This window comes from Pontibacter ummariensis (assembly GCF_900188175.1).
GTDB lineage: Bacteria > Bacteroidota > Bacteroidia > Cytophagales > Hymenobacteraceae > Pontibacter > Pontibacter ummariensis.
The window spans coordinates 135,989-156,123 of record NZ_FZOQ01000008.1 but is presented as its reverse complement, the minus strand read 5'-3'; the positions used below and the strand labels follow the sequence as shown (position 1 = coordinate 156,123).

Genomic DNA, 20,135 nt, shown 5'->3' with positions numbered 1-20,135 from the left:
TGTAAATCGAGGAACTAAGCCAGCAATCAAGCACTAGAAGGCCGCTTCATCGCCCTTGACCGCATTGTAAACGGTATAGTATATGATTTTCAGGTCAAGCAGGAAAGACCAGTTCTCCAGGTAGAAAATATCCAGCTTGGTCCGTCCCCGGATCTGGTACAAAGCTGTCGTGTCGCCACGGTAGCCCCGCACCTGCGACAGCCCTGTAACGCCTGGCTTTATAAAATGCCGTACCATGTATTTTTCTGCTACCTGGGCGTACTCTTCACCTAACTTGAGCATGTGGGGGCGTGGCCCCACAATAGACATATGGCCCAGGAGCACGTTAAAGAACTGCGGAAGCTCGTCCAGGCTCGTCTTCCGCAGGAAGGCACCAACAGGGGTAATCCGGGAGTCGCCACGGCGTGCTAGGAGTAAATTGGCCTCCTTGTTTACGTACATACTGCGCAACTTATAGCACTGAAAGTCTTTGTTGTCGATACCAGAGCGCGTCTGTTTAAAGAAAACGGGGCCGCTAGAGGTTAGTTTTATAATAACAGCTAGGATAGGCAGGAGCCACGACAGCAGGAAAACAATGACCGTAAGCGAGAAGAAAATATCAAAGGCACGTTTAAACACCTTGTTAATGGCATCATCCAGCGGTAGAGGCCGCATGATAAGGACCGGCAACATGTTGTAGAAGTCAAGCTTTAGTTTGCTGGACTGGAAGCCTCCAAAGTCTGTGATCAGCTTCATCCGGACTAAATTGTCATCCACAAAATCAACAAGACGTTGAAGTTGCATGTTGTCCAACCTGGAGGGACAGCAGTATATTTCATCAATGGTAAGTTCTCTGGTGAACTCCTCCACATCGGAAATCCTGCCAACCACTCCTTCCTGCCCCAGCGGTGCATGATCATCAAAAAAGCCTTTGAAGTGGTACCCGTACTCCGGGTGATTCTCGAAGAACTCTTTGAGCAGTTTACCTGCTTCACTAAAGCCCACTATAATGACCCTCCGGTTGTTATAGCCACGCCTTCTCAATAAACGCATGATCTTAACAACTGAAACCCGCCAGGCTACAATTAATACAAGCAAAAGAAGGTAATAGGTCACTAAAAAGGGTTGGGAGAACCGGCTACCTGTGTCGAATATATTAAGTAAGGCTTGTGTAAGCAGCACATACAGTATAAGTACTTTCAAGGCACTTACTATAACATTCGTGACCTTTCGTACCCGATAGAACTTATAAGTTCCGGACAGAGAGCTGCAAAGGAACCAGATACCAAGTGAAACGATACCTGTATAGATCTTTTCTGTTGTAAGGATACTCAGGGGATTACCGTAGACTAGCCCATGCGCAGCAACGGCTGCCACTGTCATTGTTATAGTGTCCCCGACTGAGTTTATCAGCTTAATATATTTGTTATAAAGGCCGGGCATCTTGCTGTAATTTTGGGTTTATTTGATTAACTGCATGTAGTGCTAGTATGGAATTTAAGAAAGCATATAAGTAAATCGTCTTATTTGTTGCTAATAAATTTTCAGTTAAAAAGCAAAAAGAAACCAGTACTAGGAAGCACAAATATATATAAGATTTGTGCTTTAAACTCACGTAGATTGGATAAACCAGGTTAGCGAGGAGGATTATTATACCAAAAATTCCAAAAGATATCCAAAAATCGAGGTATTGGTTGTGTGTGTTGAACTCTGTTAACTGATCAAGGCCACTATTAATGTATTCTTCTTTCATTGCATCTGCAGTATCCCCGGTTCCTACGCCAAACAACCAGTTCTCTTCCAATACACTAAGCGCAGTAACTAAAGGCCCCACCCTTGTTGAAGAATAATTGTACTTGTTGTTCTCAATCTCAGAAAATGAAAGGGAAAGCCTTTGGGTGTATCGCTGTACAAGTGGATTCTTTTCAGACTGAATTAAGAGGATGAAAAGCATTGCAAGAGCAGCTAAAGAAACAGTAAGAATAACTTTAACCCTTTTCTGAGGGAGGAACAGCAGCGCAAGAATTGATATAACAGTTACTGCAATAAAAGCCATAAAGCCTCCTGCAAGCAGTAACAGGTTTAAAAAGAAAAGACCTAACAGAAGGTATTCCGCTTTTTTACCAAAGCTTTTCTTTTTTTCTTGACCGGCTAAATAAGCCAAAAAGAAAAGGCCTATAGCAAGAAATATCCCATACTGGATATGGTGCATAAAAATATGAGGCAGGTCAATATAAAAGTTATTCAACTCTACCTGGGTCATGTCTGCAGCTATAAACCTTCGATAAAGACCATGAGCTATAGCAATAACTGAAGCCAAAAGTACTCCGGATATAAAAGCTTTTAACACTGTGTTTAGCTCTGCTCTGTTAAAGGCTTTGCTACTGAAAATAACAACGGGGAACACAAGCAAGGGAATACTTCTTTCTACCCTTGAAAAGGCATAGGAGAAATTACTTGTGTAGGTCAGGCCAACAATGTACACAAAGAACAGACTAGCGAAAAGAAGTGGTAGTTTGTAGAGGGTAAGAAGATTCCACTTTTCTTTAAATCCCCCGGATAGAAGCCATAAGAGGCACAGGACGATCGCTAAGACTGAACCTATGTTTCTGTGGAAAGGTAAAGAGAATGCGGTTACTACTATTACATAGTAGTAAAGGCGATCAAGTGCTAACTTAGGAAGCATGGCAAATTAACATATTATCATCTTAGGAGCGCACATACAATTCTTCAAGCTTGGCAGCGTAGTCTTCTATTTTAAAGTTCTCTTTATAAAATTTATTGCCATTTTCTCCTATTTCCTTCAAGAGAGAGGGACTAAGGTAGAACTTGTACATTAAGTTCGCTAATTCCTTATGTTGTAAAGGTTCAAATAGTAATCCGGTTTGTCCATGGGTTATTAATTCTCCCGGTCCTTCCGTATTACTGGCAATTACAGGAAGGCTTGCCCGGAATGCTTCCAGCAGGACAATTCCCATACCTTCAAATATAGAAGGCAGAACAAACAGGTCGCATACTGCAAAGTACTCCTCGGGTTTTAACGTCACACCACGGAATTCAACTATATCTTTGAGGCCTAATTCTAACGCTAATCTCTCTAATTCTGCTCTTAAACTCCCTTCCCCCACAAGCAGTAGCTTAATAGAAGGAATCTTGTCCTTGAGAAGGCTGACAGCTTTCAGGAGGGTGTCCACTGACTTTTGAGGTTCTAGCCTGCCGACAAATAAGACATTAAAGTTCTTTGTACTTATTTTAAGCGCTCTTCTGAGGTCAAGCGAGTTATTCTGACAGTTTGGTAAAGCAGAGGGTATTCCATTATAAAGAAGATGCACTCTATTAGAAGGAACCTTTAAAGTCTCAACAACATGCTTCTTGACGACATTAGAGATTGCAATTACCTTACATTTTCTAGCAACAGTTCTAAAAAGAAATTTATAAGCTTTGAAGATTATCTTGTCCTTCCAGTTCCATTTAAACCAAATGTTGTGCATGGTGCAGAACAGCTTAAGGTCTAATCCTCTTGCTGCCCACAGTCCTAGTAGATCTGCATGACCAAGGTGCGTGTGCACTACGTCTGGTTTGATCTCCCCTAAAAGTTTTCTTATGCGTGAAGAGGTTTTGTTATTAAGCGGAACATGGATTGTTTCGACAGAAGGGTGTAGGGCATCCTTTAAGGAGGTAATATCCTTTAAGTAAAGTACATAAACCTGGTGCCCGCATTCACTATGAATGTTAGAAAAGTTAACAAGCAGGCGTTCGGCTCCTCCAAAACCAAGTCCCGTTATTATATGGCAAATCTTCAACCTGGCTGATCGTGTTAGTTAAAACGGAGTGAAAAACTTGCTAAAAGCTTTTTAAGAAGTTCTGTTTTACCACAGCAGCGAGTTGTGCCCTTTTTTGAAAGAAGTCAAACGCTACGTAATCCAAAGGTTTGTAGCTAAAGTGCTGGGACATCACCTTTTTGTACTCCTTGTAATGCTTTGTGCGATTGTTTTTGTTTTGGGTTTTGCTTTCCTCATGTACCCTAAACTGTCCCAGCATTTTCGGTATTCGACTAAACCTGAAGCCATTTAAAACAGCCTTAGCATAAAAGTCTACATCCATGCAGAAGAACAAGCTTTCATCCAGTAGCCCTACTTTTTCTGTAACTCGGCGACGCCAGAAAACAGTTGGCTGTACAGGGCAAAACCTACCATGAGAAAACAGCCAACTGTTCCATTCGACAGGGCGTACATCGCATATCCATTGGCCTTGGTTATCAATCATTTGGTAATGCCCATACACGACATCTATGTCCGGGTGTGAGGTGAAATAGTCCACAACAGTCTGGAAGGTGTCCGGGAAGTAAAGGTCATCTCCATTCTGCCAAGCCAGGATGTCACCTTTTACTAATTTAAGCCCTTTATTTATAGCATCTGATTGACCATTGTCTTTTTCTGAAATCACAGTAATGTTTTCATAGGAGGCCACAATATCAAGCGTTCTGTCATTGGACAACCCATCAACTAATACGTGCTCAAAATTCTTATAGGTTTGTTCGTGTATAGAGTCTAAGGTTGCTTTAATGTAAGCTTCGGAATTATAAGTAGGAGTAATGATTGATATTTTCATTTGAAGTTGCGGGTAAGCTCTTATTTTCAATGTTTAGCATCCTGATCAAGATCAGCAGTATCCAAAATGGAGCATGGTAAAAGTCTCCAACTACGGCAAAATGTAATATAGTTGCGATCAAAGCAACACCTGTAAAAAAACTAACAGACTTAGGTAACTGAAGTAGTTGTAGTAAGTGTATGAACAGGAACAGTATAAACAAAGCCAGAGCAAACACACCAACATCGGCCAAAAGAGTTAGATAGACACTGTGATAGCCTGTTCCATAACTATCGACCCCGAATCCTGGACCGTTTCCTAAAACCGGGTGCAGTTGCCAGTCTCTAAGCGAACTATGCCAGGTTTCAGTCCTTATACTAGCAGAAGCATCTCTGGTACTTAAGAATAACTTTTGGTTTACTTCGTTTGCTACATTGGCGAAAAGGTGAGGTTTTTTAATGATCAAAACCAAAACACCTGTGAAGCCTAAAATCGTGATGTAGATATAAGAGAGTTTAACCCTAATGTACTTACTGCGCAAGAGATTGTAAAACATCATTAGCCCTGCTGCAACTATGGCATTTATTATTCCTGCTGTTGAGAACAAACAAAATAAGGCGAGTATGTATGCTATCGACAGCCATATTACTTTATTTTGCTTGTTATCCAAGCTATAATTTAGCAGTCCTAAAGGCACAACAATGTTTAGAAGTAAGGCCATACTACCGGGTTCTTCTGCCACTCCTCCCACTGAATAGAAAAACGCTCTCTGGAAGTATAGCATATTCGCAGAGTTATTCTCAACATTGACAAAATAATCTCTTATGCCAATGTTGAATAAGTTAATCAGGACCCAGTCCAAGATAATGATACTACAACACAGTATAGCCGATATCGTGAACTTGTTGAGGATAAACTTAGAGCTTATCCTTTCGTTCCGGATAATTACTCTGAATAAAAAGTAGTAGAAGAAAACAGTGAAGGAGTAAGCAACAGCATGGTTTAAACTCCGGGGGGCTCTAAAACCAAAGAGCCAGGAGATCCAAATAAGAACCAATAGTGAGATAAGTATAAGATCGGCCTTATAAACCATAAGAGCCTTTATATTTAGCTTCTTTGTAACTATTATTTTAACTAAAAAGAAAACAGTTAAGACAAGTGCTAGGAGTACAGGCAGTCTCAACCAAGATGACAGGGCAAAATAAGAAGTAAAGGGAGTTAGTATGATAAATACTCCGATTAGCTTTTTAAACATGGTGCTGCTTGATGATATCAGGAAATAGGATTGCTTGCCCAAGGGTAAGTTAACTCTTCGTGTTTACTCTTTCCGTAAGAGTATGGTAAAGTTCTAAATAAGCTTTCCCTACACTTTCTTCAGTGCATTCTTCAATAATAGAGCAAGGGGTAACGTATTTTAAGGGAGCCTTTTTTACTGTGTTGATGCCTGTTTCAATACTTCTGATAGACTTTGGTTCCACTAAAAGGGCGTTCTTGTAGTATTTTTGATAAGCATATGCTCTCTTTGCTATAAGAAGAGGCTTTTGCTGTGCTGCAGCTTCTAGCAGAGATATTGGCTGTTGCTCTTCAAAGCTTGGAAGCGCAAAGGCGCTACAAGCACTATAAGCACCAACTAAGTCCATCGAGCCAGGCTCTAGGCCATGAAGCCAAACTATGTTTTGGTGCGGGCGAATCAAGTTCTCTAACTGTTGACCATAGTCTGACTCACCATCCAGTATCTTGCCTATGATCACAAGTTTTGTTTTTGTGTTGATACAGGCCTGAGCAAGACTTATCTGATTTTTTCGTCTGCATATATTTCCAGTAGTTAAAATAAAATCAGAAATCACATACTTTTCAGAAAATGACTGCGCCAGTGTAGCACGGTCATTTTCTGAAAAAAAGCTTTTCTTTACTACATTAGGTATGACCGATATCTTTGTTGGGGCAACTCGAAAGTACTTCTGACAAATTTCTGCCTGTATGTCATTTACGACTACTATATGATCAGCCATGGCCGCCATTTCATGCATCAGCTTTACCTTATAAATTGCTGCTGAAACATGGTACTTAACTTTCTCTTTCAACGTCTCATAGTAAGGGAAAAGGGCGGAAATAACTACTTGCTTACCTGCTCTTTTAGCCCAGAATACGTTTTCGTAGTTTCCGACCTCTAGTCCCCAGCAGTTTAGAATATCGAAGTCACTACTTTTGTCCCAAACATCTAACGTTGAGGCATTAACGCCTGCTTTCTGCACAGCAAGTAATGTGCTCAATGTTTGTATCTCAAAGCCCCCAAAAGCGAAACAATGCGGTTGATAGGGAAGAAATTTGACTTTCATGCTAGCTAATATTTAAAACTCTTTTAACATTAAAAGAGGAAAAGCTATTACAATAAATGGAAGCGTATAATTCTTGGACGAATTTATCTATTCCTGTTGTTGCAATATCTGATATGATCCGGGGTAAACACTGAAGGTTGTCCTGGTTAACCACATATGGGACAGCGTGTGACTCAAAAAACTTAATAACAGAACTGTAGCTTGGGCCAATAAATAGCATTGGCTTGTTTAGCTGAATCAACTCAGCTACCTTCTGAGGAAAGGACGTGCTTACTAAGTCTTTATGGTCTTGATCAAAAGAGTAGGGAACAATAAAGCAGTTCGCTTCTTGAAAAGAGGGTAGGTTTGAACTGCGCTCTGTAGAAGTTCTATATTCTACTATATCAGCAGGAAAATCAACAGCTTCATATTGCTCTCGTGAGGAGTATGTTTGTATGATTAGTTTATACTCCTTATTTTCTTTCTTTTTCAGCTCTTTTAACTGTTCAGCAAAGAGTCTCAGTGTATCGTTATATAAAATACTCAGGCCCCCTGAGAATACGAAAACACACTTACTTTCATTTGTAGTAGTCAGGCTTGTCTCTGTTTGTTGAGAACCAACTCTTCCAAAGCATGGCAGAAGCTCAAAAGAGTTTATACCAAAAGAACGAAGATATTTATCTTTTAGGCCTTCACTTATAACAAATACTTTACTTACAGATCTTATTACCCTTTTAAAAAACAATTTTGCAAGTATTTTTTCAAATCTGTTGTTATTTATCTCATTTATCCTCTCAAAATCATCCACGATGTATAGCCATATTGGATTCTTTATTAAAAAACCTAACATGAAGGCATATAGAACAGGCCTTGCCGATGCTCCAACAGAGACCAGCACCGGTTCAGATGCATCAGTACGCATGGTTCTTCTCAAAGTCCGTAAAGACAAGAAAAAGCTAAACAGCATTTCAAAGGACTTAAACTTACCCAACACAGGGATATCTCTGATCATGGAGAGGGCATGGTCTAACAGGATGACATCCCAAGAAGAGTCCTCTGTTATATCTTGAAGGCTGATGTTGTTATTAGCACCTTTAAAGGTAAAAACAACATTTTTTTTCTCTTTTAGAGAGTATAGGATATTGTACATCAGTACGGATAGTCCGAACCCTTTTTTCTTAAGCGGAGGGTCTTCAGTTACAAAGTACATTTCTTAATGAATATAAGATGGGTAAGTTCCGAAAGGGGAGACTGTCCTTTCAGCAGGCTCCCTTCTTTTAAGTACTCGGGCAGGGATGCCACCGGCTATGGTATAAGGAGGAATATCTCCAGTCACAACCGCTCCAGCTGCTATAATAGCTCCGCGTCCGATTCTAGTACCCCCAAGAATGGTTACGTTAGCGCCGATCCAGTTATCTCCCTCTAATGTGGTCTCCTGGTTATCCTCCAGGGGCGCAAAATTATCTGTTCGATGGCCTCCGGAGACAATAGTGACCCCAATCGCTGTTTGCACGTTTGCTCCAATGTAGACAGGGTTAAAAGCCCATATCCTGTTGTAATGCCCAAAGGAACAGTTCTTGCTAATCGTTATTTTTTTAGGAAAAAAGCATTGAAAGCCTTTATCAATAAAGGTAGGAGAACCTATTTTTATACCTGTTAGTCTCAAAATGCTGCATTTCAAACCTGATAGCGGTAAGGGATAGCTTATTGTACAGACGTTTGCTAAAGTAAGAAGGAAAGGCTCAAATATTCTCATAGAGACCTCACTGCTTAGTCTTTTCAGAACCTTAGTAAGCATGTGCTTGATTTTTTAATTGGTTCACGTTTATGTTATTCAGATAGAGGCTTTTGTGCTTTTGTTGAAACAGAAGGCTAAACATTAAAATTCGGCTCTATTTGTAAACTCATTTTGTAAAGAGTCCGGTAGCTCTCTTATTTAAAATAAGCCAAAACTGTAGTGGCACTAGAATGCCGGCAGGTAGAATACATAGGATATTGGCAACAAGAATACCTTCGAGCCCAAAATTAAGCTTTTGAGCCAGTAGATATGCGAGAGGGAACAAACCGATGGCTGCAAAAAGATAGGCGTAAAGCTGAATTTTAATTTTACCAATTCCATTCAATAAATATCCAAAGGTATTTATCCAGGCAAGTAAAGCGACATAAACACCTACAAGAGTAGTTATTGTAAAAGGTATGTGCACTTCGTTACCAATCCAAAAATGATAGACAATAGGAGAGACAATGACCATAGTTAAGGTGATAAGGCTTAGTAAAAACCAAATTATAACTAAGTTCCTGCTTGTCTTTCTTAGCCAGTTAAAATTGTCCTTTTGAAAAGCCTCAGTAGCAGCTGTCCAAAATGGATTAAGAATAATAACAGAAAGCATCGTGATAATGCCTATATATTTATAGGGTATGTTAAAAATAGTTACTTGCTCTGGGCCCAGTATAGCTGAAATAATTATGTTGTTGCTAAAAAACAGTATGATAACTGCTCCCTGCAGGAAGAAAAAGTTGCCCCCTAACTTGAGTAGATCTTTTGCGTGTTTAAAGTTTACGTACTTCAGGTTGGGAACAAATTTACTATAGGTGCTTGAGAAGAACCAGAAACTGGCAACTAACGGCACAAAGGCGATTACAAAGCTAAATAAGAACCCTACCAGAAAAAGTGAGTCATAAGTAAACTGCTTTAATAAGAATATACAAACTAGTGAAACAACATTTGTTAGAAGATCAACTAAGCCGATCATGCTTACCTTTTGATCCGCCGCTAGTAGTGCAAAGATGAGCCCTGCAATCAGTCTAATCGTGAAGAAAATCAAAACAACTAGAATTAAATCCTCAGTTTCTTGTGCAGCAATATCAGTAAAGTTCAAAGCCTGACCCAAGTCGAACAGAGAATAGAGGATAAAGCCTATAAGGATAATTACAACCCCTACAGCTGATACAGCAGCATAAGTAGTACTGGTATAAACCTGTGCCAGCTTCATGTCCTTTTTTGCAAGAGCTTCAGCAAACTTGTTACGAAGACCATTACTTAATCCCATATCAAAAAAGGTGATCCAATGTAACAAGGAGCTTAGCGTAAGCCAGACTCCATATTTTACTGGGGTCAAATAGTCAAGCGTTAAGGGGACTAGAACAAGACCAACCAAAATGCCCACTCCTTTGAAAATTAGAGAAAAGAGTACGTTTTTGTGCGCCCGTAAGGTAAGTTCGTCCTGTTTACTAGTAAGTCTGGACTTCAGTAATGAAATAGTTTTCAAGCTTGTAATCAGTTAATGCTGCTGAGTTGCATTTGAATACCAAAGTTAATACAATATTATAAGTTGATGTTACTAATTTAGTAAAGTGTGCAGAAGACTATACAGTAGCTAATTAAGGACAGGGAGGAAGTACCTTTGTTTTTAAAGACTCCCATATACTTCAGCTAGTATAAAAGTGTAGAGGCGTTCTAAACTCTCGTGTTAAAGATAAACCGTTCTAATGTCACTGCAAGGGCTTGCTGTGCTTGAAGTCTTGCTCCTGATAGTTTCTCAAGTGGAACTATAGACTACATAACTGGCCTTTATGTAGCATTTAGGTAATAATGTTTTTGCGCTACAAGAGACTATCAAAAGATAACCTTATGTTATTACCTTTGCCGTAGAAACAGAAATTGTTTCCCTGTTTCATTTATCAGTATGAGGGCAGTATGAAAATAGTACATGTTGTTGAGTGTTTTGCTGGAGGGACAGTTCATTTTGTCAATCTTGCAACAATGTATATGAACCAACATGAGCATGTCGTTATTCATGGTGAGAGAAAAGATGAAATAAGTGCTGAGGACGTTAAAGCAAAATTTCCACAACATGTCTCTTTTTTGAAATGGAAATCCGCTCACCGTAGTATAAGTATTGTGAAGGACTTAAAGGCCTTGGCTGATTTAAGGCGAAAGCTAAAACAGCTTAAGCCGGACGTAGTTCACCTGCATTCTTCCAAGGCCGGGTTTTTAGGTAGGTTGGCTTGTAATGCACTTGGGATTCGAAATGTTGTCTTCACTCCACATGGAGCTGCTTTTCTTCGGAAAGACACCTCTTTTGTAAGAGTATTGTTTTACGCGGCCTTAGAGAAGAGCGCCGCATTGCTCTCTGGTACCGTAGTCTGCTGTTCGAAATCAGAAGCAGAAAAGTTTAGAAAGGTGGGCGTAAAGGCGACTTACATTAATAACGGAATAGTGTTGCCTGCCGGCTCACTTAGAGCAACAGAAAGAAAGGCAAGCCCTGTTCCTAAATTCACAATAGTTACTTGTGGAAGAATAACAGAGCAAAAGAACCCGGTGCTTTTTAATGATATCGCCTCAGCATTTGCCCAAGATTCATCTATTCGTTTTGTTTGGATAGGCGACGGAGAGTACAGAGACAAGCTTATCTCCAACAACATCACTGTCACGGGGTGGAAAGGAAGAGAAGAGGTGGTAGCAGAAGTTAATAGTGCTGATGTTTATCTTTCTACTTCATCGTGGGAAGGTCTTCCCTTTTCTGTATTAGAGGCTATGAGCTTAGGAAAGTGTTTGGTGTTGTCTAATTGCGTGGGCAACATAGATCTTGTAGCTCCTGATTACAATGGCTTTACATTTGATACTGCTGAGGAAGCTGTTTATAGAATTGGTTGGCTAAAGAGCAACCGTAAAATTTTAGACCAGATGGGAATGAACTCCCTTGAAATGTGTTATGAAAACTTCAATATTGAAGATACTTTTAAGAAATACCTCTCTATATATCAGGACCATAATGCTGTGTCGTAGTGAAGTATTACCAAGTATAACTTAGTTATCAAGTAATATTGGCTTAAGAGCTTAGTAATTTAAAACCAGTACACTTTCTTACAAATTAAAATGAAAGTTGATCAAGAAGAACATAAAGTAACAAGCCAACGGCGCTATAGTGACGAAGTTGACATTAGAGAGATATTTGACAGTATAGGCCGTAGTATAAAGTCTTTAGTTGGGTTAATAGAGTATTGTTTCAAGGTTGCTTTAAGAAGGTTTAAGCTGATAGCTTTTTTTGTGCTTCTAGGCTTGGGGCTTGGATATGGAGCATACAAAGTGACCAAAGCTTATTATGCATCTACTATGACTTTAGTCCTTGCTGATATCCGGAATGACTTTGTTGAGGATCAACTCAGCAAATTAACGGTAGCTGTGGAAGAGGATAACTTTTTGGCTGTGTCCGATATGTTAGATGTTAGTGAAGATGCTGCCAGGCAAATAAAGAAGATGGAGTTTTCCAACCTTGATGCCGAAATAGTTGAAGAAGATAGCGTGTTGACAGGTTCACCCTTTAGGATTGAACTTTCATTGTATGATAATAGCTTGTTCGATACAATGGAACCAGCTCTGGCTAATTATCTCGAAAACAACAGGTACTTCTCAAAGCTTAAGCGTATTAAGCAAAGAGAGATGGAGGGGATGATTGCAAAACTTGAAAGTGAAATTGAATCGATTGACAGCATCAAGACTACTGTTTCTTCCCCTAGAGGACCTGTGAATGGCTTCGTGTATGGACAACCTGTTGATCCGACGAATCTCTACCGGGAGAGTGTGGCCATGTATCGGCAGAAAGCTGAGTTAGAGGCAGAGCTAGATCAACTCGATAATATACAGGTAGTAAATGGCTTTGCCCCTCGCCTAAAGCCAACTGGTCCGAACCTGCTAAAGTATCTAGCAGTAGGAGGGCTTGTTGCTTTTCTTATAGGGCTTATGGTAGCTCTTAACATAGAAAATAAGAAAAGGAAAAGACTCTCTTATTAAATCGAGTAATCGAGTTATAACTAATATTACAAACAAAAGAGCAGTTGCCTTTATAAGGCAACTGCTCTTTTGTTTGTAATTGTTTGTAATCCTTCTAATTACTCATCATTCCGCTTCACCCAACTCAGGTTATAGAGGTCGCGGCGACGGTCTTTCAGGTTCCGGACACTACCGGCGGTATTTAGATCCTTTAACAAATCCAGGTCCAGGTCGGCGATCAGGGTCATCTCTGTATTAGGAGTGGCTTCGGCGACCACGGCATCGTGTGGGAAGGCGAAGTCAGAAGGGGAGAAGACGGCTGATTGGGAGTACTGGATGTCCATGTTCTCTACCTTTGGCAGGTTGCCTACACTACCGGTAATGGCCACATAACACTCATTTTCGATGGCACGGGCTTGGGCACAACGGCGCACGCGCAGGTAGGCGTTCTTCGTATCCGTCCAGAATGGCACAAAGAGAATCTTCATGTCCATGTCAGAAAGCATACGGGCAAGCTCCGGGAACTCCACATCATAGCAGATCAGGATACCGATGCGGCCGATGTCTGTATCGAAGATCTTCAGCTTGTGGCCTCCGCGCATACCCCAGTAATGCGACTCATCCGGCGTGACGTGCAGCTTGTACTGCGCATCATAGGTGCCATCGCGGCGGCAGAGGTAGCTGACATTGTACAGCTTGTTGTCGTAGTACTCCGGCATGCTGCCAGCAATGATATTGATGTTGTAGGAGAGGGCCAATTGCACCATGCGCTCCCGTATCTCCTCGGTGTACTCGGCCATACTACGGATGGCCTCCGAAGGCGTATCCTCATTGGTTAGGGCCATCAGCGGGGCATTGAAGAACTCGGGGAACACCACGATATCCGACTTATAGGAGCTCACCGTATCCACGAAGAATTCGATTTGCTGCATCATGTCTTCCAGAGACCTTACGGCACGCATCTGCCACTGCACAATGCCGATACGTACCACTGTTTTCTTGCCGCCGATCAGCTTCTCCTTCTCCTCGAAGTACACATTGATCCACTCCAGCAGCGTGGCATAGGCGCGGGAGTCCTTATCATCTGGCAAATAGCCTTTGAGGATTCTACGCACGTGGAATTCATTGCTCAGCTGGAAGGATAGAACCGGGTCAGAAAGCTCCTTGTTGCGCACCATCTCGATGTACTTGGCTGGCGTGAGCTTATCGGCATAGTGCTTGTACCCTGGAATGCGACCACCGGCAATAATGCCCCGTAGGTTTAGTTTTTCGCAAATCTCTTTCCTGGCATCGTACAAGCGACGGCCCAGGCGCAGGTTACGGTATTCCGGGTGCACAAACACGTCGATACCATACAGGGTTTCCCCCTCAGGGTCGTGTGACTTGAACGTGCCTCTGTCGATGATCTGGTCATAGGTATGCTTGTCGCCGTAATCGGCATAGTTGATGATCAGGCTGAGGGCAGCAGCCACTACTTTTCCGTTGTCTTCGATGCAAATCTGTCCCTCCGGAAACTTCTTCAGCAGGTTAGAGAATTCTTTGCGGGTCCAGGCACCATCGACATTGGAGTACACCATGTCCATGATCTCTTTTACCTCCTTGTAATCCTTTAGCTCCAGTTGGCGCAGTAATAATCTATGTTCAAAATTCGTTTCGACTCTTTCGCTCATTATGCTTTTCGTGGTTTTATACTTATATGACTATACGCACAGGGAGTATAGGTAAGATATGATATAAACTAAGCACAGGATATTCCTGTACTTGTAGCTACAAAAATAATACAAAAAGCGCTACCATGCGAGGCTGCGCTTTCCACGAGATTCCAGAGGTGTCAATCATAGCAGAATTTCCGGCACGTCGCCGTCAACGATCAGGTTACCAGCTGTGGCAGCCCTTATGGCCTCTGTACTCACACCTGGCGCTCGTTCCAGGAGTTTGAAGCCCCCGTCCACTACTTCCAGCACAGCCAGGTCTGTCACAATCTTTTTCACACAGTGCACGCCTGTTATGGGCAAGGTACATTCCTTTAATAGCTTGGAAGATCCGTCGCGCGCCGTATGCTGCATCGCCACAATGATGTTCTTCGCTGAGGCAACCAAGTCCATAGCCCCGCCCATGCCTTTTACCATTTTACCTGGGATTTTCCAATTGGCGATGTCTCCGTTTTCAGACACTTCCATGGCTCCCAGTATGGTCAGGTCCACGTGCTCGCCCCGTATCATGGCAAAACTTTCAGCAGAGTTGAAGATGGCAGAGCCCGGTAGGGTCGTGATGGTTTGCTTGCCAGCATTGATGAGGTCCGCGTCCACCTTGTCTTCTGTAGGGAAGGGGCCCATGCCCAGCAGCCCGTTCTCCGATTGCAGGACTACCTCTATGCCTTCCGGTATATAATTGGCCACCAAAGTAGGGATGCCGATTCCCAGATTCACGTACATGCCGTTCTTTACTTCTTTGGCAATTCGTTGCGCTATTTGATTTTTATCTAAAGCCATTTCTTTTATAATTAGGAGATTTGAGGATTTGGAGATTTGAAGATTCGATTCATGTCTCCTTAGGTTTGCCCTTTGAGCTGATAATAATTTTAGAAATTATCCTTTTGATGGACGCTAGCTTTTCTTGTAGATGGGATGGATCAGGATAGGATGAAACTCTCTGACAAAGCAACAGCCAATATTCGGTTTCATCCACTTCTTTGGCCGATACTTTAAATTTATGGATAAAGTCAGCTTTACTTTCAGCATTCTGAGCTTCTCGCACGTTTGCTCCTATAGACGTTCCGCTCTTTAGCAGCTGGTTTGAAACAACAAATTTTCGTTTCGCTTCCAGTGCTTCAGCATAAAGAATCACATCTACAGCAAAGTCTAAAGTTAGCGTAAGAATCAGGTTCTCTCTTTGTCCATCCATGAAGTCCATAATTTTCACATCTTCAAATTTCCAAATCAGGTGCTTCGTACCGTCCTTTGCTCGATGCGCTTCTCGTAGTTCTCGCCCTTAAAAATGCGCTGCACATAAATTCCGGGGGTATGGATCAGGTTAGGATCCAGCTCACCGGCGGGCACTAGTTCCTCTACCTCTGCCACTGTAATTTTCCCGGCTGTGGCCATCATAGGATTGAAGTTACGCGCTGTGCCTTTGTAAATCAGATTACCTGCCGTGTCGCCTTTCCATGCCTTTACAAAAGAGAAGTCTGCCTTTAACCATGATTCCATCAGGTACATCTTGCCATTAAACGCCCTCGTCTCCTTGCCTTCGCCTACTTCAGTACCGTAGCCAGCAGGCGTGAAGAAGGCCGGAATGCCTGCCCCGCCGGCCCGGATACGCTCTGCCAGTGTGCCCTGCGGTATGAGTTCTACCTCCAGTTCTCCTGAAAGTAGTTGCCGCTCAAACTCTGCGTTCTCGCCCACGTAGCTGGAGATCATTTTTTTGACCTGGCGCTTCTGTAAGAGTAAGCCGATCCCGAAATCGTCGACCCCGGCATTGTTCGAAATGCAGGTAAGGTTCTTGACGCCCAGGCGTAGCAGCTCCTGTATCGCGTTTTCGGGAATGCCACAAAGCCCGAAGCCTCCCAGCATCAGGGTCATGCCATCTTGAACACCCTGAAGTGCCTCTTGTGCGTTTTGTACTGTTTTATTGATCATAGTTTAAAAGAGCATAGTTCCTGGATGAATTTACATATAAATAGAGCCATATTATAATATGGCTCTTCGTTAATCCGGGAAATAGGTTTTAATTCGGTTCATCTTTTTTAAAGAAGAGACCTGTTATCTTTTCATACTGATGGTAACCTCCAGCTGCACATCCCTGCCTATCTTGGAGGCAATCTCTCTTTTCACCTTTGCCAGGTCTGCATTACTGATAGGATTTCCGGAGACTAGCCTGACGTTTAACAGCATCGGATCACCTCCTTTTATTACGGTCACCTCCCTTACTGTAATATCCTCTACCGCATAGTTGTTTAAGGAGCGCATCACATTGTTTTCCCGCACCATTTTCAGGAAGCCCAGACCAAGTGGCAGACTGATGAGGATAACAACCAGCAATGAGATCAGTAAGCCTTTCCTGGCCAGGCGAAAGGGACTAAAGCCCAGGAGCATGAAGGTGAAGGCTGCAGCCAGAATAATTCCGGCTAAGTTCGTGGTAAACAGCAACAGGGCTCCGGAAAAGACTTCCCAATCAGCCCATCCGATTCCAATACCTGAAACCGACAGAGGCGGAACCAGGGCAACCGCAATGGCGACGCCAGCCAGTGTCTTGGCGACCTCTTTCCGTGCATGGGCATAAGCGCCTGCTACACCAGAAAAGATTGCTACCCCTAAATCGAGTAGGTTAGGCCGGATGCGGGAGGATATTTCTGGGTTAAGGGCCTGCAAGGGCATCAATAAAGTTAAAAGAACAGCGGCCAGGTAGCTCAGAAACAGGCCGAGGGCAATTGTTTTCGCGCTCCCGGATATCAGTTTCTTTTCCTGCCGTAACACGCCCATGGACATAGAAATAATAGGCGCCATGAGGGGTGCCAGGATCATAGCGCCAATGATAACCGGAGAGGAATCAGAGAAGAGCCCTAAAGTAGCCAGTAAGGTAGAGAGGACCATCAAGGTCAGATAGGGGCCCGTTGCTTTGGCATTCTCCCGTAAGGTCACAAACAAGTCTTTAAACTCTTCTGTAGAAGCATGGTAGATCCACGACAGAGGCTTCGCCACGATCTCATGCAGGTATTCTTCCCCTTTGGGCAGGTTATTTACCCGGTAGACTTCTGCAGGCTCACCCGCTTGTACTTCTGCGCTTAAATACCTACCTGGCACAATCCTAAAAGCCCCCGCCAAAACGCGCAGTTCTATCGCCTTTGCACTCAGCAGATTGTTGTCCTGTGCATAGTCTATGGGGGCTGGGCTTTCAATCACGATGGATTTAGCCTTTATATGCCCTACAAAAGAGGGTAGCTTGCCTTTTTTGTTGTCGATGACTGACCTGAGGTAAAACCGGATGAGCTGCATGACACTTTTCGGTGCCAGGATCAGGCTGTGCATTCTGGCATCGTTTATATAGCTGTCTTTTATCAGGAGCCGGGAAAGCAGGTTATTCTTTCCGTGCAGCACCCCTATAATGCCCAGTGCGGCGGTTTTTAAAGGAGGATTATGATCAGTCGTAATTGTAAATGCCTGCGGAATGTAAGAGCCGGATCGGGCTAAAGCGCGCCCTATTTTCTCAAAAGCAGAGAAAAAGCTGTTTTTGGCAACACTGCCGGCAATCAGGCTTAGGCTTTCTCCAATTACTACCTTGTTAAACACGGGCCTGCCGTTGCAAAGCAGCAAATCGGTCGTAACACTTTTCGCTGCTCTTTCTATGTCTTCTATAGCCTCAGATAGGTTTGCGGCTATGCCATAGCCTACCCTCGCCTCTTTCATCATGGGGTGGGGGAGCAGACTTAAAGAGCAGTTTTTGTTTGTTGCCAGCATCACGATCTCTGCCAGGCTTTCATCGCTCAGATAGGTGATCAGCCTGCTGTCTGCTACGATGGTTTCTTTTGTCAGGTCAAAAGCGATCGGAGTTATAGTAAACGATTGAAAAGCAGGCAATATTTTTTCCCGAACGGTCTGCTCTTCCAACGGATCATAAATAAGGGTTAATGTACGCATGCAGGTTTGTCTGTAGTAAAGATAAGCCCCAACTGCTCTTCCTGGCTTTAGCCCAAAATCTATCGCAACAGCTAAGTCGTTCGCATACAAAGATCATTGTATGCCGGCCTTACCCTGGCAAACCTTACTATACGGCAGGGTTAACTGTTGTAGTCATGCCTTATTGATAATTGTAGGATAGGAGGTATAAAAAAAGCGACTACCACTGTAGTCGCTTCCTATCTTGTTTAGGACTGCAGGGCCTGTTTGGCCTGCTCCTTGTCTTTATCAAGTTGCTCTTTTAGAGCGTCCAGGCCGTCAAACTTTTTCTCTTTGCGGAGGTGCTCCACAAACTCCACGGTTAGTTGCTGCCCGTACAGGTCCTTGTTAAAATCGAGGAGATGCACTTCCAAGCGCAGCTGTTTCCCCTCTACAGTAGGCCGATGCCCAATATTCATCATGGCTGGATAGCGTTTTTCCCCTAGCTTTGCCCACACTGCATATACGCCTTGGGCCGGTATAAGCTTGTTAGGAGAGGGGATGGACAGGTTAGCAGTTGGAAAGCCAATGGTGCGGCCGAGTTTGTCGCCTTCCTCCACCACGGAAGTAAGGGAGTAGGGACGGCCCAGGTAGCGGTTTGCGGTCTCTATGTCGCCACTCTCCAGCGCCTTCCGGATCTTGGTAGAACTAACCCCTATGTCGTCTACATCCTGGCGCGGAATCTCTTCTACCTCAAAACCATATTGGGACGACCTTGCTTTCAGGTGCTCAAAGCTGCCTTCGCGATTCTTTCCGAAGCGGTGATCGTAGCCTATCACAAGCACCTTGGTATTAATTGCCCGTACCAGTACATCCGAGATAAACGAGCGGGAGCTGGTGCGGGAAAACTCTTTTGTGAAAGGGATGATCAGCAGATAATCGATGCCGAAGCTTCGTAGCTGCTCAATCCGTTCATCGATCGTAGAAAGTAACTTCAGGTTGTTATCCTCCGGAAACAAGACCAGACGGGGGTGCGGCCAGTACGTAATGACCACACTCTGTCCATTGCTCTGTTGGGCGCGCTGTTGTACGCGCTTTAGTATTTTCTGATGACCAACATGCACCCCATCAAAAGTGCCGCTGGTTACAACGGCATGGCTTAGCTGCGGAAAAGCGGCTATATCACGAATTACTTCCATTCGCCTCTTCTAAAGCTTTCCTTCTGATTTCCTGAATGTCTTCTATAGTAAGGGCGTCTTCCAGTTTATACTCCCCGATACGGGTGCGCACCAATGAAGAGAGATGTGCCCCGCAGCCTAGCTTCTGGCCCAGATCATGTGCCAGGCTTCGGATATACGTACCTTTGCTGCAAACTACCCGGAAGTGTACCTCCGGCCCTTCTACAGAAGTAATGTCGAAGGCACCGATCGTGATGGTGCGAGGCTTTAACTCTGCCGACTTGCCCTTCCGTGCCAGGTCATAGGCCCGCTTCCCGTCTACCTGTACGGCAGAATAAATGGGGGGTACTTGTTCTATGGTGCCTATAAACTCCTGTGCTGCTGCCTTTATCTCCTCTGTTGTCAGATGACTGATGTCACGCGTTTGAGTAACTTCTGTCTCACGATCATAGGAGGGGGTTACTTCACCCAGGCGGATGCTGCCGGTATATTCTTTTTCCTGCCCCTGAATCTCATCAATGCGCTTGGTGTACTTCCCCGTGCAAAGAATAAGGAGCCCTGTAGCCAAGGGGTCCAGGGTGCCGGCATGGCCTACCTTCTTTACCCGGAGGGTGTTCCGCACCTTTTTCACCACATCAAAGGAGGTCCAGTTTAGCGGTTTGTCTAGTAATAGTATTTCGCCTTCGGCAAAATCGTATGGCAT

Annotated in this window: 18 protein-coding genes; 2 read left to right on the top strand and 16 right to left on the bottom strand. The window is 43.4% G+C overall.

Going from position 1 to position 20,135, the window contains the following annotated elements:
- Positions 1-33: 33 nt before the first annotated feature.
- From CHB92_RS10740 to CHB92_RS10700, 9 genes are all read right to left on the bottom strand, one after another.
- Complete coding sequence (locus CHB92_RS10740) at positions 34-1,422, bottom strand: undecaprenyl-phosphate glucose phosphotransferase (RefSeq protein WP_089319205.1); 1,389 nt, start codon at positions 1,420-1,422, stop codon at positions 34-36.
- A complete protein-coding gene (locus tag CHB92_RS10735; RefSeq protein ID WP_089319204.1) occupies positions 1,406-2,665 on the bottom strand; it encodes an O-antigen ligase family protein in 1,260 nt (419 codons plus the stop codon). Before CHB92_RS10735 ends, CHB92_RS10740 begins: the two co-directional genes overlap by 17 nt.
- Before the next feature lie 22 nt (positions 2,666-2,687).
- Positions 2,688-3,782, bottom strand: coding sequence for a glycosyltransferase family 4 protein (locus CHB92_RS10730; protein WP_089319203.1), 1,095 nt, complete (start codon positions 3,780-3,782; stop codon positions 2,688-2,690).
- A gap of 40 nt (positions 3,783-3,822) precedes the next feature.
- On the bottom strand, positions 3,823-4,590 hold the full coding sequence (locus CHB92_RS10725) for a glycosyltransferase family 2 protein (RefSeq protein ID WP_089319202.1): 768 nt from the start codon (positions 4,588-4,590) through the stop codon (positions 3,823-3,825).
- Positions 4,559-5,824: an O-antigen ligase family protein gene (locus CHB92_RS10720; RefSeq protein WP_089319201.1), complete on the bottom strand. Its 1,266-nt coding sequence runs from the start codon at positions 5,822-5,824 to the stop codon at positions 4,559-4,561. Before CHB92_RS10720 ends, CHB92_RS10725 begins: the two co-directional genes overlap by 32 nt.
- A 49-nt stretch (positions 5,825-5,873) precedes the next feature.
- The gene (locus CHB92_RS10715) at positions 5,874-6,908 is read right to left on the bottom strand and encodes a glycosyltransferase family 4 protein (RefSeq protein ID WP_089319200.1); all 1,035 of its coding nucleotides are present in this window, start codon (positions 6,906-6,908) and stop codon (positions 5,874-5,876) included.
- Between the two features lies 1 nt (position 6,909).
- Entirely contained in the window at positions 6,910-8,097 is a 1,188-nt protein-coding gene (locus CHB92_RS10710) for a hypothetical protein (protein ID WP_089319199.1), read from the bottom strand.
- Positions 8,098-8,100: 3 nt separating this feature from the next.
- Positions 8,101-8,685 carry an acyltransferase gene (locus CHB92_RS10705; protein ID WP_089319198.1) on the bottom strand — a complete coding sequence of 195 codons (585 nt, stop codon included), beginning with the start codon at positions 8,683-8,685 and terminating at the stop codon, positions 8,101-8,103.
- Positions 8,686-8,791: 106 nt separating this feature from the next.
- A complete protein-coding gene (locus CHB92_RS10700) occupies positions 8,792-10,156 on the bottom strand; it encodes a lipopolysaccharide biosynthesis protein (RefSeq protein ID WP_089319197.1) in 1,365 nt (454 codons plus the stop codon).
- Between the two features lie 428 nt (positions 10,157-10,584).
- Here CHB92_RS10700 and CHB92_RS10695 point away from each other — a divergent pair, with 428 nt between their 5' ends.
- Together CHB92_RS10695 and CHB92_RS10690 are read left to right on the top strand one after the other, a co-directional pair.
- Entirely contained in the window at positions 10,585-11,676 is a 1,092-nt protein-coding gene (locus tag CHB92_RS10695) for a glycosyltransferase (RefSeq protein ID WP_106219099.1), read from the top strand.
- Positions 11,677-11,766: 90 nt separating this feature from the next.
- Positions 11,767-12,681 (top strand): chain length determinant protein, encoded by a 915-nt coding sequence (locus CHB92_RS10690; protein ID WP_089319195.1) that lies wholly within the window; start codon positions 11,767-11,769, stop codon positions 12,679-12,681.
- Between the two features lie 98 nt (positions 12,682-12,779).
- On the opposite strand, the gene CHB92_RS10685 is transcribed toward CHB92_RS10690, so the two are convergent.
- The 7 genes from CHB92_RS10685 to truB form a co-directional block, all read right to left on the bottom strand.
- Positions 12,780-14,330, bottom strand: a complete 1,551-nt coding sequence (locus CHB92_RS10685) for a bifunctional GNAT family N-acetyltransferase/carbon-nitrogen hydrolase family protein (RefSeq protein ID WP_089319194.1) — start codon at positions 14,328-14,330, stop codon at positions 12,780-12,782.
- A 165-nt stretch (positions 14,331-14,495) separates the two neighbouring features.
- Positions 14,496-15,152, bottom strand: a complete 657-nt coding sequence (locus CHB92_RS10680; RefSeq protein ID WP_089319193.1) for a CoA transferase subunit B — start codon at positions 15,150-15,152, stop codon at positions 14,496-14,498.
- 49 nt (positions 15,153-15,201) lie between these two features.
- A complete protein-coding gene (locus tag CHB92_RS10675) occupies positions 15,202-15,573 on the bottom strand; it encodes a four helix bundle protein (protein ID WP_245842485.1) in 372 nt (123 codons plus the stop codon).
- A gap of 26 nt (positions 15,574-15,599) precedes the next feature.
- Positions 15,600-16,298, bottom strand: coding sequence for a CoA transferase subunit A (locus CHB92_RS10670; RefSeq protein WP_089319192.1), 699 nt, complete (start codon positions 16,296-16,298; stop codon positions 15,600-15,602).
- Positions 16,299-16,421: 123 nt separating this feature from the next.
- A complete protein-coding gene (locus CHB92_RS10665; RefSeq protein ID WP_089319191.1) occupies positions 16,422-18,296 on the bottom strand; it encodes a TIGR00341 family protein in 1,875 nt (624 codons plus the stop codon).
- A 227-nt stretch (positions 18,297-18,523) separates the two neighbouring features.
- Entirely contained in the window at positions 18,524-19,453 is a 930-nt protein-coding gene (locus CHB92_RS10660) for a bifunctional riboflavin kinase/FAD synthetase (protein ID WP_089319190.1), read from the bottom strand.
- Positions 19,437-20,135 (bottom strand): tRNA pseudouridine(55) synthase TruB, encoded by a 699-nt coding sequence (gene truB, locus CHB92_RS10655; RefSeq protein ID WP_089319189.1) that lies wholly within the window; start codon positions 20,133-20,135, stop codon positions 19,437-19,439. The genes CHB92_RS10660 and truB overlap by 17 nt, the downstream gene beginning before the upstream one ends.

What these genes read in the sequence shown, in the direction of transcription:
- CHB92_RS10740 (WP_089319205.1), bottom strand. Translation starts at nt 1,422, where the DNA reads ATGCCCGGCCTTTATAACAAATATATTAAGCTGATAAACTCAGTCGGG.
- CHB92_RS10735 (WP_089319204.1), bottom strand. Translation starts at nt 2,665, where the DNA reads ATGCTTCCTAAGTTAGCACTTGATCGCCTTTACTACTATGTAATAGTA.
- CHB92_RS10725 (WP_089319202.1), bottom strand. Translation starts at nt 4,590, where the DNA reads ATGAAAATATCAATCATTACTCCTACTTATAATTCCGAAGCTTACATT.
- CHB92_RS10720 (WP_089319201.1), bottom strand. Translation starts at nt 5,824, where the DNA reads ATGTTTAAAAAGCTAATCGGAGTATTTATCATACTAACTCCCTTTACT.
- CHB92_RS10715 (WP_089319200.1), bottom strand. Translation starts at nt 6,908, where the DNA reads ATGAAAGTCAAATTTCTTCCCTATCAACCGCATTGTTTCGCTTTTGGG.
- CHB92_RS10710 (WP_089319199.1), bottom strand. Translation starts at nt 8,097, where the DNA reads ATGTACTTTGTAACTGAAGACCCTCCGCTTAAGAAAAAAGGGTTCGGA.
- CHB92_RS10705 (WP_089319198.1), bottom strand. Translation starts at nt 8,685, where the DNA reads ATGCTTACTAAGGTTCTGAAAAGACTAAGCAGTGAGGTCTCTATGAGA.
- CHB92_RS10695 (WP_106219099.1), top strand. Translation starts at nt 10,585, where the DNA reads ATGAAAATAGTACATGTTGTTGAGTGTTTTGCTGGAGGGACAGTTCAT.
- CHB92_RS10690 (WP_089319195.1), top strand. Translation starts at nt 11,767, where the DNA reads ATGAAAGTTGATCAAGAAGAACATAAAGTAACAAGCCAACGGCGCTAT.
- CHB92_RS10685 (WP_089319194.1), bottom strand. Translation starts at nt 14,330, where the DNA reads ATGAGCGAAAGAGTCGAAACGAATTTTGAACATAGATTATTACTGCGC.
- CHB92_RS10680 (WP_089319193.1), bottom strand. Translation starts at nt 15,152, where the DNA reads ATGGCTTTAGATAAAAATCAAATAGCGCAACGAATTGCCAAAGAAGTA.
- CHB92_RS10675 (WP_245842485.1), bottom strand. Translation starts at nt 15,573, where the DNA reads ATGGACTTCATGGATGGACAAAGAGAGAACCTGATTCTTACGCTAACT.
- CHB92_RS10670 (WP_089319192.1), bottom strand. Translation starts at nt 16,298, where the DNA reads ATGATCAATAAAACAGTACAAAACGCACAAGAGGCACTTCAGGGTGTT.
- CHB92_RS10665 (WP_089319191.1), bottom strand. Translation starts at nt 18,296, where the DNA reads ATGCGTACATTAACCCTTATTTATGATCCGTTGGAAGAGCAGACCGTT.
- CHB92_RS10660 (WP_089319190.1), bottom strand. Translation starts at nt 19,453, where the DNA reads ATGGAAGTAATTCGTGATATAGCCGCTTTTCCGCAGCTAAGCCATGCC.
- truB (WP_089319189.1), bottom strand. Translation starts at nt 20,135, where the DNA reads ATGCCATACGATTTTGCCGAAGGCGAAATACTATTACTAGACAAACCG.